The sequence below is a fragment of the Dolichospermum sp. LEGE 00240 genome (assembly GCF_015207875.1).
GTDB classification, from domain to species: Bacteria; Cyanobacteriota; Cyanobacteriia; order Cyanobacteriales; family Nostocaceae; genus Dolichospermum; species Dolichospermum gracile.
In genome coordinates this window covers 24,088-40,722 of the sequence record NZ_JADEVZ010000044.1, presented here as the reverse complement: position 1 = coordinate 40,722, position 16,635 = coordinate 24,088, and the positions used below count along the sequence as shown (strand labels likewise).

Here is a 16,635-nt window from a genome sequence, read left to right as displayed (position 1 = left end):
CGGTTAGTCAGAGACTACGAGTTATTACCTGAAACCTCTGAGACTTTTATCTATCTAGCTATGATCCGTATCATGCTCAGGCGATTGGCATAAATTTTGACTCCTCAAAACTTTTCAAACATCCTCTTAGTGATTTGCTAAAAACTAAAACGACAAATAGACTCTGGTTGGATGGGACATTGTTTAGAAATAAGCGGGTTATCCTGAACTTTAAGAGTCTGTAAATTTTCCAAAGCGGATAAAGATTGAATATTTTGGACTTGATTTTTTTCTAAGTAAACAGCAGTTAATTTAGTCAGATTTGACAAAGATTGAATATTTTGGATTTGATTTTCTCCCAGATAAACAGCAGTCAATTTAGTTAAATTTGACAAACTTTCAATGTCACTAACTCGATTTTCTTTCAAGTCGAGAAAAGTTAAATTATGCAAATTTGCTAAAGGTTTGATATCGCTGATTTGATTCTTCCACAAGGAGATAAAAGTTAAATTATGCAAATTTGTCAAGGGTTGGATATCCCTGATTTGATTTTTCCACAACGAGATAAAAGTTAAATTATGCAAATTTGTCAAGGGTTGGATATCCCTGATTTGATTTTCCCACAAATTCAGGGTAGTTAACTTAGTTAATTTTGATAAGGGTTGGATATCAATAATTTGATTTCCACCCAGGTCAAGAGAAGTTAAATTAGTCAAATTTGCTAAAGGTTTGATATCACTAATTTTATTTTCCCATAAAGAGATAAAAGTTAAATTAGTCAAACTTGATAAAGGTTGGATATCACTAATTTGACTTTTCCACAGGTTAAGAGTAGTCAACTTAATCAGTTTTTGATGAGCTTGAGTACAGTTTGTCGTACCAGCAGTTTTTAATAATACTTCAACCGTGTATCTCGTCTGTTGAGGTAGCTTGGCTTTTTGCTCACACCATTGTTGAAAGTTGTTTGGTGTTTTTGCCGTTGTCACAGGGTTTTTAGCAGGTTTTTTTACAGGTGCAGATGAGACTGGCAATGTGTAAAGTCCTAACGTGAATGTAAAAACAGTAGCCGCAGCTAAAATTAGTTTCATAATTTTTAAATTACACAGAATCCACAGTAATTATACCATTGATGACAAACTTACAGCCTATTTTAGGTTTAATTATTGTATGATGACGTTTGGATATACGTAATGTCACAAAAATAATCAATGTGGGAGTAATATATATAGGCGATCGCGCAACAGGTAAGACTCACTTAGCACTAGAGTTAGTCAACCCCAAAGGTGAATATGTCAAAGTTGCCAATCTCGATTATGACAATCTGAGAGTGCAATTGTTGGATGAAAACTCACAACCCTACGCGACACCTCGACAAATGCCCTACGAACGGTATTTAGAGATGGAGGTGCGGCTACCGTCTGGTAATAAGCAAATGGTAGTAGATTGGATTGATACAGCGGGGGATGTGTGGGACAGGAATTTGCAAAAGGATAGTCCTGAACAATGGAATCAATTTTTACCTCTCATTCGCAACAGTGAGGGAGTGTTGCTTATTCTTCCACCCCACCGGGGCATGAGTTTACAACCAGGTATAGATGTGGAGCAGTTTGTCACGCAAAAACAATGGTGTAATCGCTTTGACAGATGGGTGAAATTTTTCCATCACCAATGTCCCAATGTTAGACATTTAGCTATTTGTATCAATAAAGCTGATTTATTTTGTGATTTATCCCAGGAAGGTGGTAAACTGGCTTACAAGCCTTATGGTAGTTCCCTGAACTGGCAGCAGCGGCATACTTATGTTTTACAAAGATATTTTCGTCCGATTTATTCCCAATTAGAACAATTGAATAATGGTCTTTCCGGTGGCTCGCTGCGGTGTTTTATCACATCTATTCATCATCGAGGTTTATTAGAATTACCTTGGATTTATTTGGGTAGTTTTTTAGCGAAATAGGTTTGAATTGTGTTAGACAAATTTTTTCATGGATTGAAACCATCTCCGGTAATCAGAAATCCCGTCTACACAGGCGAAACCCGCCTTCGCGGGTTGGGAATTTATCCTTTATTAGTTGAGATGGTAGGGGCGATTAGAAAGATGCCTCCGGCACGCTGGCGCGAACGCATCTACACAGGCAAAACCCGCCTTCGCGGGTTGGGAATTTATCCTTTATTAGTCCACGAAGGTGGACTTTGTTTGTGTAGCCGCGAATTCCATTCGCCGGGGCTTATTCATCATTCTCTGTTCTTTAAATAATGAAAAGGGTGTAACATGGGCAACATTCATATAATCGGACCACGGGCTTCTGGCAAAACTACTTATTTAGCAGCTTTGGCTTATCAACCATCAAGAGCAAAGCAGAAAAATTTTAAAGTGCAAGCGTTGAATGAAGAAACTAGAGAATTAGCAGACAAGGCGGAAAACATTATTTTAGAGGGTGCATCCTTAGAACCTAATCAGAAATATGTGAAATCAATTGATGATTTGAAAGTCTATTCATTTATGATTGAAATTCAGAAAAAATGGCGAAAACTAGAGCAGCTAAATTTAGCTGTGCGAGACTATCCAGGAGAGGTTTTTGAAGAGTTAGAATCAGTCTCTACCGATCCATTACATGAAGAATTTATGAATGAGTGTTTAAGTAAAGATTCTCAAGGGTGTTTAATTTTATTAACAGAGTGGAGACAAGGAACAGATAAATTTTATAAACGAGTCTTTAAAAGGTTTATAAATTTAATGGATAAACAGGGAAGATTGCATGATTTACGGTTAGCTGTAGCCATGAGTAAATGTGAACGGGGGGAACTGTGGCCTGGTCGTTTAGATCCTGAAAATTATTTATTTGCTATTCATTTCCCGGAAACACTGTCATTTTTAAAAGACAATATTTCTCATAAAAATTTACAGTTTTATGCTATATCTACTTTTGGGGTTTTAGGAAGTAAAGATCCGCGCCCCAATCGTAAACAAGAATTAGGACAAGGGGGCAGATATTCTGTGTTACGAGAAACTGATAACTGGTCGCCCTATGGGATGATTTCACCTCTCTATTGGTTAAGTACGGGTAAGAGGATGAAAGAAGATGTTTAATTTATTTAAGAATAAAAATCAGCCCCCATTACAAAGTAGTGCAGTATTACGAGTTATAGGCGATCGCTCTTCTGGAAAAACTACATATATGGCTTCCTTAGCCCGATGGCCAAATGCTGATCCTGATAGTCCAGTTCAGGCTATAACGGCTGTGAATGAAGGGGGAGAGAAGTTACTTAGTCAGGCTCAAAATATCTTAGAACAAGGGCTAGAACTAGAAAGAACTCCATTAGCTTTAACTGTATCAGATGTCAATGATTGCACTTTACAAATAACTCTGAAAGAAAAAAAATTAGGTTCTAAATTACTGAATTTAAATATCAGTTCTAAAGATTATTCTGGTGAATTTTTCGATGGTTTATTACATCAAAGCAAAAATACCCAATTAGATGAATATTTAGAAGACTGTTTACAGTGTAATGGTATTCTGTTTTTGGTTGATGGTAGTAGTCGGCGCAAAGATTTAGAATATGCCAATGGTTTAGATAAATTGCTGTTAGCACTTGACCGGAATGATCTGGGTGGAAGTAAGCGGCGAATTGCCTTAGTATTGAATAAATGTGAACAATCTGATTTGTGGGTAAATCGAGATAAACCAGCGTTCTTAGCATCAGCAAGGTTTCCCCAAGTTTGCAGGAAATTACAATCATGGCAACAAATGGGAGGGGGTGATATAGAATTTTTTGCGGCTTCAGCTTTTGGGATGTTGGGTAGTAAATATCCAGAACCAAATGTTAACTTATTAAGTAGAAGTAGGGGAGGGGTAACAGCAGTAATTAAAAATCCCAAACTTTGGCGGCCTTTTGGTTTGGTTGCTCCCATTTATTGGCTTTGTACAGGTTCACGTCATCCAGAATTAGATAAAGGTTAAAAACATGAGTTCACCAAATATTGAAATTCACGAATTTAGTACAGGTATTCACTTTCAACAAAGGGTTAATGGTTGGGTGTCTCTGGGTTTTACAGGACAATACATGAACGCTACTATTAACCCTATTCCTCAAGTTGTAGAAAGGTCTATTGCTAATCAGGAATTTGCTTTAACAGAAGGATCTTCTACAGAAAAACCAGCAATTATTGGCCGGATAGTAGGAAGTGGTGATGATGTTTGGTCTGTAATGGCTGTTGTCACACGAGGACAGGATGAAGTGGGACGCAGTGCGGCTTTTTATCGTTATTTTTTGTGTCAGGGAGATCATAACTTACGGTCTATATTATCTTGGTGGGAACAAAACCAAAAACCAAGATTTAACCCCTTAGATTTTAAAGGTACTCCTCATTCTTATATAAGAGAACCTCGTCAACCGGAAGTGAATCCAGAGAATGAATCTTTACCACTTCACCAATTAGAACCGATAGTGTTACTACCAGAAAATCAAAGTGATTTATTTACTCTCAACATTTTAGCAATGAAAAAAATGAAAGAGTGTAAAAATGGTTTACCTGTTGCGTGGGCTTTTAATGTAGAAGCATTGGAAAAACCAGAACGGTTTCAAGTAATTCAACCAGCATCACAAAGAGCCTATGATGTATTAAAACGAGCCATTGCTAATGCTGCTCAGGTTGTTTCAGCAATAAATATTGATGAAGCGGCGTTAAAATCTGCTATTCGCAGTTTAATGAATAGTTCTACTGTCAAACCGGAAGCAGTAGAAGAAATTGTTAAAGGTTTAGAAAATAAGGATGTCACCGCTGATTATTGGGAGAGTTTATTTAATGCTCAAGGTGCGGATAAAGCGATTAAGCAAAAGATTTATAGCTCCCAAATGGTACGACTAATAACGTTGAGAGCAATGGTAATTCCAGAGAGTTTACCGCAGTTTTTGGCATGGTTGAATGTTCAAGCTGCTAAAAAACCTGATGAAAATCAAACTGTGTCTTTAGATTTTCAAAAAGCTATTCGGGCTTCATTCCCTAAAGAACAACTAACAAAAGGAATTAGATATCTACTATTAAATTTATTAAATAAGAAAATATCGGTAGATAGTCTTTGTTGGTTATTAATGATAGATGGTAGTGCTTGGGTTTATGCACAAAGACAATTTATTACTGATATTCAGGATGATTTACAATTAATTTATGATCATTTTTCTAGCCCCAGAACTTCATACAAAAGCAGTTTTTCTACTGATCCTAATTTAGTATTAACTAGCAGTTCCTCTTTTCCGCCTCAAAATGATTCACAATTCCATCATGTTCAACCACAAATTAAAAAAGATTCATGGCAAAATAATTTCAAATACCAGAAGCAAATTTGGGCAAATTTAATAAATAGTTGGCAAGGTATTCAACAAGGATACTATAAAATTGAAGAATATCAACCTTTTGCTGAATTATTTGAAAATTTCAGACAATATGAGTTAGCTGCATATTTTTATCAAGTGAGTGATGGAATAGTTGACAAAGATTTATATTATGAAGTAGCTAATCAACAGCATCGTCGCTCACCTGTTGTTTTTGGTGTAGAAATTGAACCAAAAAAGAATTTAATTGATCATGTCCTTGATTTTATCACCCAGGAGTATATTGTGCCAATTCAATTTGTTATTCCTCTTTCACTATTAATCTTAGTAAGTGGTTGGTTTATCGGTACAAAAACTTGGGAATCTCATACCAGTGCAACTGAAATTGAAAAATCTTTGTGTAGCAAGACTTTCCAAGATGATAAAAACTGTCAGGTTATAGTTTTAAATCCAGGTTATAGTTTTGGTGAAATCAAGCAATTAATTCCAGCGGTTGTAGAGGGTGTTACTAAGCAGAAAAGACAAGAAGAAGATAATAAATATCAAAAGGCAAATGAAAAATATGATAAGGAAATGAGTCGAGGAAAATCAGCAACACCACCGCAAGAAAAAACAGAAGAAAATATAAGAAAAGAAGTCATAGACAATCTGGGAAATATTTTATATCCAAACAATACAGCACTTAAATATGAGGATTTATATCCTGGTAAAGAGGCGACAGATTTAAAGACTCAAAAGCAATGGGTGACAGCAATTTATAATTATCAAATTAAAAAGAATGTAAGATATCAAAAAATTGCAGATAATGGGAATAAAAGCGATGAATGTAACCAACGAATATTATGGGTATGTTTATCGAAATCTGGAGAAGACAATAATACTAGTAATGGTGTTAATGAAAAAGATTCTGAGCTTTACAAAAAATTGAAAGGAGATATTTTAAGAGCCATGAAATCAGAACAAAGCCGGGGAATCAATTCCCCGTCTCAAAGCTCAAGTCGGTTAAAACCGACTGGGAATTTAAAGGGAGGAGGTGAAAATTGATTTACAGTATTTGGTAAAAAATCTCCTTCAAACCCGAAAACACCAGAAAATAAATTCCCCAACCCATAACCACAACCTGGTAACATAGAGCCAGCAAATCTCAAAAATTAGTCGGTTTTAACCGACTTGAGCTATTAGACAGGGAATTGATTCCCTGTCTGATTGACAAATAAAAAATCTCCTTCAACCCCGAAAACACCAGAAAATAAATTCCCCAACCCATAACCACAACCTGGTAACATAGAACCAGCAAATCCCAAAAATTAGTCGGTTTTAACCGACTTGAGCTATTAGACAGGGAATTGATTCCCTGTCCAATTGACTGATTGACTGATTTGTTCGTGATTAACTCAACGTTAAATACTTCCTAAAAATTACTGAATTGTTGTAAAATATAAATACTGCATTGAAAAATGATAAATTGCAAAAACGTAAGGATTCAGGTGAGGTGATAAGATCCCCGACTTCTTTGATAGATTTATGCTTTCCGAATACAATCAATCAAAGAAGTCGGGGATCTGGAAACAGAAGTTTGTAAATTTATGGGTTTCCTTTCCTTACGGACAATAAGAGGATAAGAAAATGAATACTAAATTACTTGATTCCCTAATTCAAATTATTAACTCTTTAAGCGATGAAGAAAAAAAGATCATCTCTCAAAATATAACTACATCGTTTCCTGTGCAGCAAAATAATTCTATAAATTTAGAAAATGAACCATTTATTGGAATGTGGAAAGATAGAAAAGATATGGAAGATAGTAATCAATGGTTACGTCAGTTAAGACAAAATGAGTGGAAATAGGAGATGAATAACATTATTGTTGTAGATACCGATATTTTAATTGACTCTGCTAGAAGTATTCAAGTTGCTATTGATAAACTTGAATCATTAACCAACGATTATTCCATAGCAATTAGTATAATTACAAAGATGGAGCTAATCGTTGGTTGTCGCAATAAAAACGAATTACAAAACCTGGAGAAGTTTTTGCGAAACTACACTTTGATAGCTGTCAATGAAAATATCTCTCATAAAGCTGTTCAACTATTAATTAACTATAAATTGAGTCATGGTCTATTAATTCCTGACGCTTTTATTGCAGCAACAGTAATTAGTATTAATGGTTATTTACTAAGCAAAAATCAAAGTGATTATCGCTTTATTAACGAACTCAATTTACACCCTTATCCCTAAAACTTAATATTTAAGCAATCAAAAGATATACCAAATATGAGAATCTACCTTTACATACTAGCCGGCATCACATCAGCCTTAATAGGCTGGAATATAGGTCAATTTTTCCTCACAGACTTGGGGTTATTTAAACAGTTTCCCGAAATTACTTTATTTCCCTGTATAGCAGTTTCCCTAGCTTTTGGTATGGTGATGAATGAAATATTTATCAGCAACCCCACCAGACCAAAACGCAGTTTTCAAACCGCACAAAAGCCCCTATTAATAGCTTTGGGATTAGGAATACTTTCTGGGTTAATTGCTGGTATTATGTCCCAAATCCTGTTTTTACCAATTATTCGTGTACCTACTCCCATTGTGAGAACATTAGGATGGTTATTAATTGGTAGTTCTGTGGGTATTGCAGAAGGTTTAAGTTGGCGTTGGTATAGTATGGAAGCGGGGAGTAAAAAACGCTTTCAACAAAGATTAAAAACCAGCATCATTGCTGCAAGTGGGGCGAGTTTTGCAGCAGCAATTATATTTGAAATCATTCGCTTAATGTTGGGAACAATGCCGGCAGAATTTAAAGGTATAGAAGATCCTATTGGTTTTTCTATTTTAGGTTTATTACTAGGTGGCGTTTTTAGTCTCACTAATTCTCCCAGTTATCTCGCGGCTTTGCGGGCTGGTAGTGGTTTTGAGTATAGGGAAATTAAACCAGAAATCAAACCAGACATTAACCCAGAAATTAAAGATCATGTTCAAGACTCGGAACTATCCACAGACTCCCTCACAGACTCACCCACCCTTAACCAATCTTATCCCTACATTAATAAATCGGTGCTTTCCTTTGTCACACTACATGATAGTCTGAATGAGGATGAAATAGAAGAAGGTTTATCTATCTCATTACCCGGAAATCAGACAATTACCATCGGTTCTAGAGTTGACAATACTATTTCTATTCCTGGTCTACCTCCCCATGTTGCTGATATTCAATTACAGAACCGGACAACCCTTCTCATTCCTGATAAACAGTTCTTTCATACCATAGAAATAAATAGTGTCCGTATAAAATCACGGAAGATTATCCCTTTGAAGCATAATTATGTATTGACCTTCTACACCATTAAGGGAGATGACATCAATGAAGAAAAATATTATCGCTTTGTCTACTACAACCGCTTTTTGGACCCCCAGGCTTAGTCTATCTTTATTGTTGCTTCTGACTCTAGCTTATCCCGGTTTAGCCCAGGTAAAAAAGACAGAAGTTATTGGTAGTCCCACATTCAAAGATGAGAAAGTAACAATTAGAATTAAGGTCAACAATCAAGAAGATAGACCCTTAATGGGTTTAGAAGATACTAATTTTAAATTGACCGTTGATAAAAAGGAGGTTAAGTTTAAACCTAAAGATTGGAAAAGTCCAGAAGAAACTGTACCTCCTCCAGCTTGGATTATAGTTTTACTAGATTTTAGTGGCAGTATGAATCAAGTAGATAGTGGAGGAACTAAAAAAATAGCAGGTGCTATTAATGCGATTCGTCAATTTACGAAAATTTCTGGTGAACGGGGTGGAAATACCCAAATTTCTATAGTTCCTTTTGGAAAAGCTGGTAGTAAGTGTCCTGAATCTATTGTAAATAAAGAAACTCTGGATAAGTTTCTAGCGGCCAATGATTTTAAACTGCAAAATAATCTGGATTATTTATCAAGTTTAAGTCCCTGTGCGTCTACAGATTTATATGAACCTTTAACCAAAGCAGTCAAGTTTTTAGCGAATACTAAGGACTCCCGATTTTACTTACCAGAAAATTCTTCCCAACCACAACCTAGACTATCAATAATTCTCCTGTCTGACGGATATCACAATGCACTTAATGAAGCGACTGATTTTGCAGCTTTAACTAAGTTGCTTAAAAACAATGAAAATATTACAGTACATACTTTAGGTTATGGGTTGACACCACAGGAATTAGGTGTAAAATATAGATTAGGCAGACCTGCTACTCGTGCTGATTTGAATAAACGTAAAGTACCCGAAGCAGAATTTGTAGACCAACAAAGATTAGCGGAAATTGCCAAATTAACAGGGGGAATTGCGGAGTTTTCTGGTAATGCGGAAAGGATAGCGGAGAATTTACAATTATTTCTGAATGCGTTGTTAGGAGAGTATGAAATTACCTTTACTCAACCTAATGCAGAAAGGGGTTCTAAGCACAAAGTTCAGGTGAAAGTAAGTTCTCAAGATGGTAAAGCCAAGGAGTCGCAAACCATAGAATATATTATGCCTGTATTTGGGCGATCGCTGCCTTTGGGAGTACGTCTGATCATGGTCATATCAGTGTTATTTATAGTCATAATTTTTGGAATAGTCCCTTTTCACTACTGGGGAAAACATTTAAAAGCAGAAGCACAAAGGGATTAATTCTATGAGGATATTTGGAAAACCTGGGCGAATATTTTTATTTTCTTTGAGTCTTTATCTTCTCACTGCTTGTTCTCAAAATCAGCCAGTAAATCAAGTAATTACTTCCCAATGTCCTACTCAACCAATAGCAGTTTTAGAAACCAACAATGTTAAACCTATTTCTCTAATGATAATACATGGTTAATTAATGATAAATCTGAACCATGATGAAAATTAATTCTTGTTTAGCAAATCTGAGATAATTTAATATGTTTAAAAAAATAATTGTCTACTCTACCTGTCTATCAATTATCGGTTGTCAAACAATAGAAAATCCTCTAGCTAATGTTTCCTCTAATGCTATCAGTTCCTCTGGTTGTGCGGAAAAACCTACAGTTTCGCTGAGTGGAAAAGATGTAGAAACTGTTGCATTAAATGAAAGTACAATTACTAAATCTGGTCAAGTTAGTGCTAGTAAAAATATTGGCTATACCTTTACAGCAACAACAGGACAGAAATTAAGTTATAGCACTGATGCGGATGTTTGTCTTTGGGTATTTAGTCCAGATAATGAAATTCTCAAAGGTGGAGAGTTATCTAAAAATGGTAAATATATTATTCAAGTTGCTGCACCTAAAGGGGCAAAAACCTTTGATTTAGTATTGCGATTGGAGAATAATACACAAACTGCTAGTTTATCATCTTCTCCTATTCCCACACCTGTGGAAACAAATCAGGTTGCTATAATTCCCAAATCTAAAACCATACTAACAAGAGAAAAAAGAAATTTATCCACTGTATTAGCAACAGATATAGATAATAGACCATCACCGGAAATATTTATCAACAATTACTATACAAAGCTAAATGAAAACAATTATACAGAGGCTTGGAGTTTTTTAGCAACTGAATTACAGGAAAATTCTACATCTCATCCTAACGGTTATCAATCCTATATAGAATGGTGGGAACAAGTTAATAATATTGATGTGGAAATAATTAGTTCTTCTTCTCAAAATAAAACTGCAAAAGTCAAAGTAAGATGTAAAAATGATTTAAAAAATGGGAGTAAAATTTATGCAGATATTCTATACTATCTGAGATGGCATGAAACGGATAATAATTGGCGAATTATTAATATTCAACCAATCTCTTCTTCAACAACAACATCTAATTTATCTGTAAATGAGTCTCAACCTACTCCTTCAGTATCAGATAATGTTAATAGACTATCACCTGCGAAAGCTATAGAAGATTACTATACTAAAATTAATAATCAAGATTATCAAACAGCTTGGGATATTTATCCAACCACAGTCAAAGAAAATAAAGAATTACATCCAGATGGTTACAACTCTTTTATTGAATGGTGGACACAGGTTGATCATGTAAATCTTAACAGAGTTAAGATTGAAGAAGAAAATTCTGATAATGCTATCGTCAATATTAGCACTCGTTATAAAATGAAAAATGGTAAAGTTTCACCTATTAAACTCAAGTTTTATCTAGCTTGGAACAAAGAATATCAAAGATGGTATGTTACTAAAATTAAACATAAATAATTGATCAAAAAACATGAAAACCCGTTAATTAATGATAAATCTGAACCATGATGAAAATTAATTCTTGTTTAGGAAACCTGAGATGATTTAATATGTTGAAAAAGTTAATTGTCTACTCTAGCTGTCTATCAATTATCGGTTGTCAAACCATAGAAAATCCTCTAACCAATGTTTCCTCTAATGCTATCAGTTCCTCCGGTTGTGCTGAGAAACCTGTGGTATCCTTGAGTGAAAAAGATGTAGAAACAGTTGCATTAAATGAAAGTACAATTACTAAATCTGGTCAAGTTAGTGCTAGTAAAAATATTGGCTATACCTTTACAGCAACAACAGGACAGAAATTAAGTTATAGCACTGATGCAGATGTTTGTCTTTGGGTATTTAGTCCAGATAATGAAATTCTCAAAGGTGGAGAGTTATCTAAAAATGGTAAATATATTATTCAAGTTGCTGCACCTCAAGGGGCAAAAACCTTTGATTTAAAAATGAGTTTAGGAGTTTTAGAAACTGCTGCTAGTACCCCTACTGTATCAACCACTGATACCCCTGAAGGGACTTCTGTAAATACTTCTAAAAATACTTCTGAAAATAGTCATGAAAATAATAATTATCAATCTAGTTCAGAAAATAATAATATCCAAACGGATAATCTCCAACCAGAAAATGATATTTCTCAAGAACAAGCATTAGAATTAGTCCAGAAATGGTACGCAGCAAAACCCCGCATATTTGCGCCACCTTTTGATAGAGATTTATTAAATGAACTAGCTACAGGAAAACTTTATCAAAGAGTGGGAGGTGAAGATGGTTCAATAGATTGGTTACAAAAATATAATCGTTACTATACATATAATAAATCAGAAATTACCAATGTTATCGGTTTTTCTAGTTCTGGAAGCAGACCATATATTAAAGTTAGAATTATAGAAGAATTATATTTACAAGGTGAAAAAGGACTTGATAAAACAAATTCTGGTGAATATCAAATTGATTATATCTATTTTTTTGCAAAAGAAAATGGTACATGGAAAATATATAGTAATGAAAAAATATCTGATGCCGATTAATAATTTCTATTAAAAAACAATCTTTAATAAACAGTATGCTTAACCTATTTAACCGCTTTAAAAATAACAAACCCCTACTATTTGGATTATACGGTGCTAGTGGATGTCTGACAGCCGCAATCCTATTAGGAGAACCATTTTTAGCCTTAACCAAAGCTAAACCAAACCCATCCGCCCCCGTCACTCCCCAAGCCATAGTTTTATTAGTTGACGCATCCTCAAGTATGAGTGATGGAAAATTAACAGAAGTCAAAACAGCAGCCAGCAAATTTATAGAACGTCGTGACTTACAAAAAGATCAACTAGCAGTAGTCAGTTTTGGACTAGAAATTAAAACCGCTACCCCACTCACAAAGGACGCTAACACCTTAAAAAATGCCATTGATACTCTATCAGAAAATGGGAGTACACCAATGGCTGAAGGTATCAACGCAGCCATTGGAGAATTACAAACAACCGCATTAGATAAAAACATCATTTTATTTACTGACGGTGTCCCAGATGATCCGGATTTTGCTTATAATTCAGCCCTAGCTGCCAGAAACATGGGAGTCAAACTAATTTCAGTTGCTACCGGGGATGCTGACATAAATTATTTAACTCAAATTACAGGCGATCGCTTATTAGTATTTTATGCTAATTCCGGTCAATTTGAGCAAGCCTTTCGCAACGCAGAAGCTGCAATTTATAAACAATTAGTTGAATCTGATTCCAGCGAAAACTACAGCATCACCTATTCAGTATTACGCATGGGTGGTTGGACAGCATTTTTAGCTATGGGAATATACCTAGCTTTAATTATGGGACAAAACCGCTATATGCGCCTTCCCTTATTAACAACAAATAAAGGTATTATTAGTATTTGTGGTAGTCTGGCTGCGGGAATGATAGCAGGTGCAACCGGACAAATTGTATTTTTACCTCTCTCTAATATAGCTGTTTTAGAAATAATTGGCAGAATTGCCGGCTGGGTAATTGTTGGTGCATTAGTAGGAGTAGGAACTAGGTTTTTTGTTCCCAATTTAAAACTAAAAAATGCTTTATTAGGTGGAACAATTGGGGGAGGAATTGGTGGTAGTGGTTTCTTAATTACAGCCAGTATTTTCGGCGATGTTTTGGGGCGTTTATCCGGTACGTCTATTATAGGATTTTTCACTGGTTTAATGATAGCTTGGATAGAACAAAAGCAGTTAGAATCACAACCGTATTTATTAGTAAATTGGACTCCAACGGAACAAACCACATATTTATTAGGGACAAAGCCAATTTTAATTGGTAGTTCCTTAAATGTAGAAATTCCCTTAAATGCCTCCGATGGATTTACACCGATTACTGCTAAAATTTTTAAAGAAGGAGAAAACATTATTATGCAATTTGATCAAGAGTATGCAGCTATAAAAAACATGAAAAAAACCAGTCAAGATCTAAAAGTCGGTGATACCCGCAAATTAGGACAAATCACTATAGAAGTTAAAGATAAAACTGTTACCAAAAATGGTTAAATATACATTTAATCTCAAACTTAAAGATTCACCAGATCAATATACTTACACCTTAGATTTAACCCCAAATCAAGAAGATATGCCAGAACAGATTTTTACCCCCGCTATCAAAGAAGATATCCGCACAACCTTACAAAATCTCAGCCTATCAGCAATTAAAGATCATCAACTCAACAACATTATTCAAACTTGGGTAGAGGATATTAAAGAAGGCTATAGATTTAGTTCTCTGACTCTTAATTTGCGGTTATTAATAGAGGAAAATATTGATAAACTCCATGAGACAGGAAATCAAGAAATACCGAAAATAATTGATCCAGATTTATCAAATATAGAACCTGAATTTGGTATGCTTCCCCCCTTAAATTTTATTTAATTATTTAATTATAGCGGTATGCACTTGAATGAGATACAAAATTTACCTAAAAAACTATACACCAAAGGACTTTCAACTCTGTTCCCTGTTCCCTGCTATATTTAATTAGGAAAGAAAAATGCAGAACAATCTTAACATTAGTATTACTCCCCATCGGGAATTTATGCCAGCAGATACAGCAGCACAAAAATTGTTTGTGATGTTGAAATTACGTCCTACTAAAGATGTCGCCAAAAGTTCCCCACATACCACATTTACCTTTGTTATTGATACCAGTGGTTCAATGTATGAAGTAGTATCAGGAGAGTCAAAACCAACGGGGATTACTTATCAACAAGACGGACAAGCATATCAACAGGTTACAGGAGGAAAATCCAAAATAGATATAGTCATTGAATCCTTATTAGCATTAGTCCGTTCGGGAAAATTGACCACCAGCGATCGCATTGCTATAGTCCAATTTGATGATAACGCTTCCCAAACTATCGGTTTAACCAGTGCTACAGAAATTAATCAACTAGAAAATGCTATTAACAACCTGAGAAACTTTTCCGGTGGTACACGCATGGGTTTAGGATTACGTCAGGCATTTGATATCTTAAGTGAACAACAAATGACAGTCAGACGCGCCCTATTATTTACTGATGGACAAACATTTGATGAAGATCAATGTCGGTCAATTTCTAGTAATTTCGCCACCAATAATATCCCCATTACCGCATTAGGAGTAGGAGAATTTAACGAAGACCTACTTACCCATCTTAGCGATTCTACAGGAGGAAAATTACTTTATATTGTCCCAGGAACAGCCATAGGTACACAAATTTCCATCCTTGATTTACCCAATAAAATTATAGACGAATATAGCCAAGCCCAACAAGAAGTTATCACCAATCTAGCCCTAACAGTGAAAACAGTTAAAGGAGTAGAACTGACTAGAATTGTTCGCGCTTACCCCACCCAAGCCGAATTTCCCATTAATCAAGATCCTCATCCTTTAGGGAATGCGATCGCTAACGACGAAACCATATTTATCCTCGAATTTACTATTAATAATCGCCCCGCTACTCGTGTGCGTATCGCCCAACTTGGGATCACTTACGACATACCCGGACAAAAAATACGTGGTGAACTTCCACCACAAAACCTAATTATTCAATTCGTTCCCGGACAGGAAAATGCAGCCCAAGTCAATCAAGAAGTCATGGATTATGTCCAACAATGCAACATAGCCAACCTCGTCAACCAAGCCACAAAAATAGCCGAACATGATCCACAAAAAGCCGAACAAATATTAGAAACAGCCCGACGCATGACCATGAAAATCGGCAATAAGGACATGACAGAATCCTTAACCAACGCCCAAGAAGAACTCCGAAAAACCAAAAAAATCTCCGATGGAACTCGGAAAACCGTGAAAATGGGTGCAAAAGGTAAAACGGTAAAAATGGGCAACGATATTAACGAAATGCTTTCAGAAGCAGAAATGCGAAAACTCACAGGAACATAAATACAGCAGAATTCAGGAGTGAGAATGATTCAAACATCAATAATTGACACAATATAGAATCTTAAATTGCAAAACTCCAACTATAAAACTTTGCCCCTTTGTGTCTTTGGGCGAAAAAAAATTAATCATTAAAAATGAGGAGAAAACACCATGATTACTTGTACAGTTTGCGGCTATGATCAAAATTTAGACTACGCAGAATTTTGTAACGCTTGCGGTTCAGAACTACAAGCCATAGCCACACCACCACCAAAAATAGAACCCACCTTAGCGCCTACAGTCATTCAACCAACTACACCACAACTCAATTATCCCCCAATTATCAACACATTTACAAAAGCCAAACTAACATCTAAACAAACAAACGCCCCCATACCAGAATTTATCCTAGATAATAACGCCATTGTTGGCATATTTGATCCAGACACAGGACCAGTAGAAATTGATTTAGAAACATTTTTTGGCGGAGAAACAGTATCTCGTAATCATGCCGAAATTTATCAAGAACTAGGAACATGGAAAGTCAAAGATTTAGGTTCTACCAACGGAGTATTTATCAAACCACCAGGACAAACTCGCTTTAGTGCCAGAATTACCATACCCACCCCCTTAAACTCAGGTGATGAAATAGCATTTGGTAAAGTTAGATTTCTCTTTCAAACTATCTAAAAA

General features: G+C 35.4%; 16 protein-coding genes and 1 pseudogene. 16 read left to right on the top strand and 1 reads right to left on the bottom strand.

The features are described 5' to 3' along the window. Positions 1-93: pseudogene (locus tag IQ226_RS15270) on the top strand (IS5/IS1182 family transposase); the annotation flags it as partial. Between the two features lie 44 nt (positions 94-137). Here IQ226_RS15270 and IQ226_RS15265 read toward each other — a convergent pair. Beyond that, positions 138-1,067, bottom strand: coding sequence for a leucine-rich repeat domain-containing protein (locus IQ226_RS15265; protein WP_027400844.1), 930 nt, complete (start codon positions 1,065-1,067; stop codon positions 138-140). A 122-nt stretch (positions 1,068-1,189) separates the two neighbouring features. On the opposite strand from IQ226_RS15265, the gene IQ226_RS15260 reads away from it, so the two are divergent. The 15 genes from IQ226_RS15260 (at position 1,190) to IQ226_RS15190 (ending at position 16,632) form a co-directional block, all read left to right on the top strand. Further along, positions 1,190-1,936, top strand: a complete 747-nt coding sequence (locus IQ226_RS15260; RefSeq protein ID WP_193896690.1) for a hypothetical protein — start codon at positions 1,190-1,192, stop codon at positions 1,934-1,936. A gap of 315 nt (positions 1,937-2,251) precedes the next feature. Then, the gene (locus IQ226_RS15255; RefSeq protein ID WP_193896688.1) at positions 2,252-3,070 is read left to right on the top strand and encodes a hypothetical protein; all 819 of its coding nucleotides are present in this window, start codon (positions 2,252-2,254) and stop codon (positions 3,068-3,070) included. Next, the gene (locus tag IQ226_RS15250) at positions 3,063-3,941 is read left to right on the top strand and encodes a GTPase domain-containing protein (protein ID WP_193896686.1); all 879 of its coding nucleotides are present in this window, start codon (positions 3,063-3,065) and stop codon (positions 3,939-3,941) included. The genes IQ226_RS15255 and IQ226_RS15250 overlap by 8 nt, the downstream gene beginning before the upstream one ends. A gap of 4 nt (positions 3,942-3,945) precedes the next feature. Then, entirely contained in the window at positions 3,946-6,357 is a 2,412-nt protein-coding gene (locus tag IQ226_RS15245) for a hypothetical protein (protein WP_193896684.1), read from the top strand. A gap of 582 nt (positions 6,358-6,939) precedes the next feature. After that, positions 6,940-7,161, top strand: coding sequence for a hypothetical protein (locus IQ226_RS15240; RefSeq protein WP_104386678.1), 222 nt, complete (start codon positions 6,940-6,942; stop codon positions 7,159-7,161). Positions 7,162-7,164: 3 nt separating this feature from the next. Beyond that, a complete protein-coding gene (locus tag IQ226_RS15235; protein WP_193896682.1) occupies positions 7,165-7,554 on the top strand; it encodes a type II toxin-antitoxin system VapC family toxin in 390 nt (129 codons plus the stop codon). Between the two features lie 36 nt (positions 7,555-7,590). After that, positions 7,591-8,742, top strand: coding sequence for a hypothetical protein (locus IQ226_RS15230; protein ID WP_193896681.1), 1,152 nt, complete (start codon positions 7,591-7,593; stop codon positions 8,740-8,742). Further along, positions 8,684-9,964: a vWA domain-containing protein gene (locus IQ226_RS15225; RefSeq protein ID WP_193896678.1), complete on the top strand. Its 1,281-nt coding sequence runs from the start codon at positions 8,684-8,686 to the stop codon at positions 9,962-9,964. The genes IQ226_RS15230 and IQ226_RS15225 overlap by 59 nt, the downstream gene beginning before the upstream one ends. Before the next feature lie 4 nt (positions 9,965-9,968). Then, complete coding sequence (locus IQ226_RS15220) at positions 9,969-10,151, top strand: hypothetical protein (protein ID WP_193896676.1); 183 nt, start codon at positions 9,969-9,971, stop codon at positions 10,149-10,151. A 64-nt stretch (positions 10,152-10,215) separates the two neighbouring features. Further along, complete coding sequence (locus tag IQ226_RS15215) at positions 10,216-11,508, top strand: hypothetical protein (RefSeq protein WP_193896674.1); 1,293 nt, start codon at positions 10,216-10,218, stop codon at positions 11,506-11,508. A 92-nt stretch (positions 11,509-11,600) separates the two neighbouring features. Next, positions 11,601-12,575 carry an ARC6/PARC6 family protein gene (locus tag IQ226_RS15210; protein ID WP_228039464.1) on the top strand — a complete coding sequence of 325 codons (975 nt, stop codon included), beginning with the start codon at positions 11,601-11,603 and terminating at the stop codon, positions 12,573-12,575. A 35-nt stretch (positions 12,576-12,610) separates the two neighbouring features. After that, positions 12,611-14,077 (top strand): VWA domain-containing protein, encoded by a 1,467-nt coding sequence (locus tag IQ226_RS15205; protein ID WP_193896672.1) that lies wholly within the window; start codon positions 12,611-12,613, stop codon positions 14,075-14,077. Next, positions 14,070-14,453 (top strand): hypothetical protein, encoded by a 384-nt coding sequence (locus IQ226_RS15200; RefSeq protein WP_193896671.1) that lies wholly within the window; start codon positions 14,070-14,072, stop codon positions 14,451-14,453. The genes IQ226_RS15205 and IQ226_RS15200 overlap by 8 nt, the downstream gene beginning before the upstream one ends. Positions 14,454-14,571: 118 nt before the next feature. Next, positions 14,572-15,963, top strand: a complete 1,392-nt coding sequence (locus IQ226_RS15195) for a VWA domain-containing protein (protein ID WP_193896669.1) — start codon at positions 14,572-14,574, stop codon at positions 15,961-15,963. Between the two features lie 150 nt (positions 15,964-16,113). Then, positions 16,114-16,632: an FHA domain-containing protein gene (locus tag IQ226_RS15190; protein ID WP_096667836.1), complete on the top strand. Its 519-nt coding sequence runs from the start codon at positions 16,114-16,116 to the stop codon at positions 16,630-16,632. Positions 16,633-16,635 lie beyond the last annotated feature (3 nt).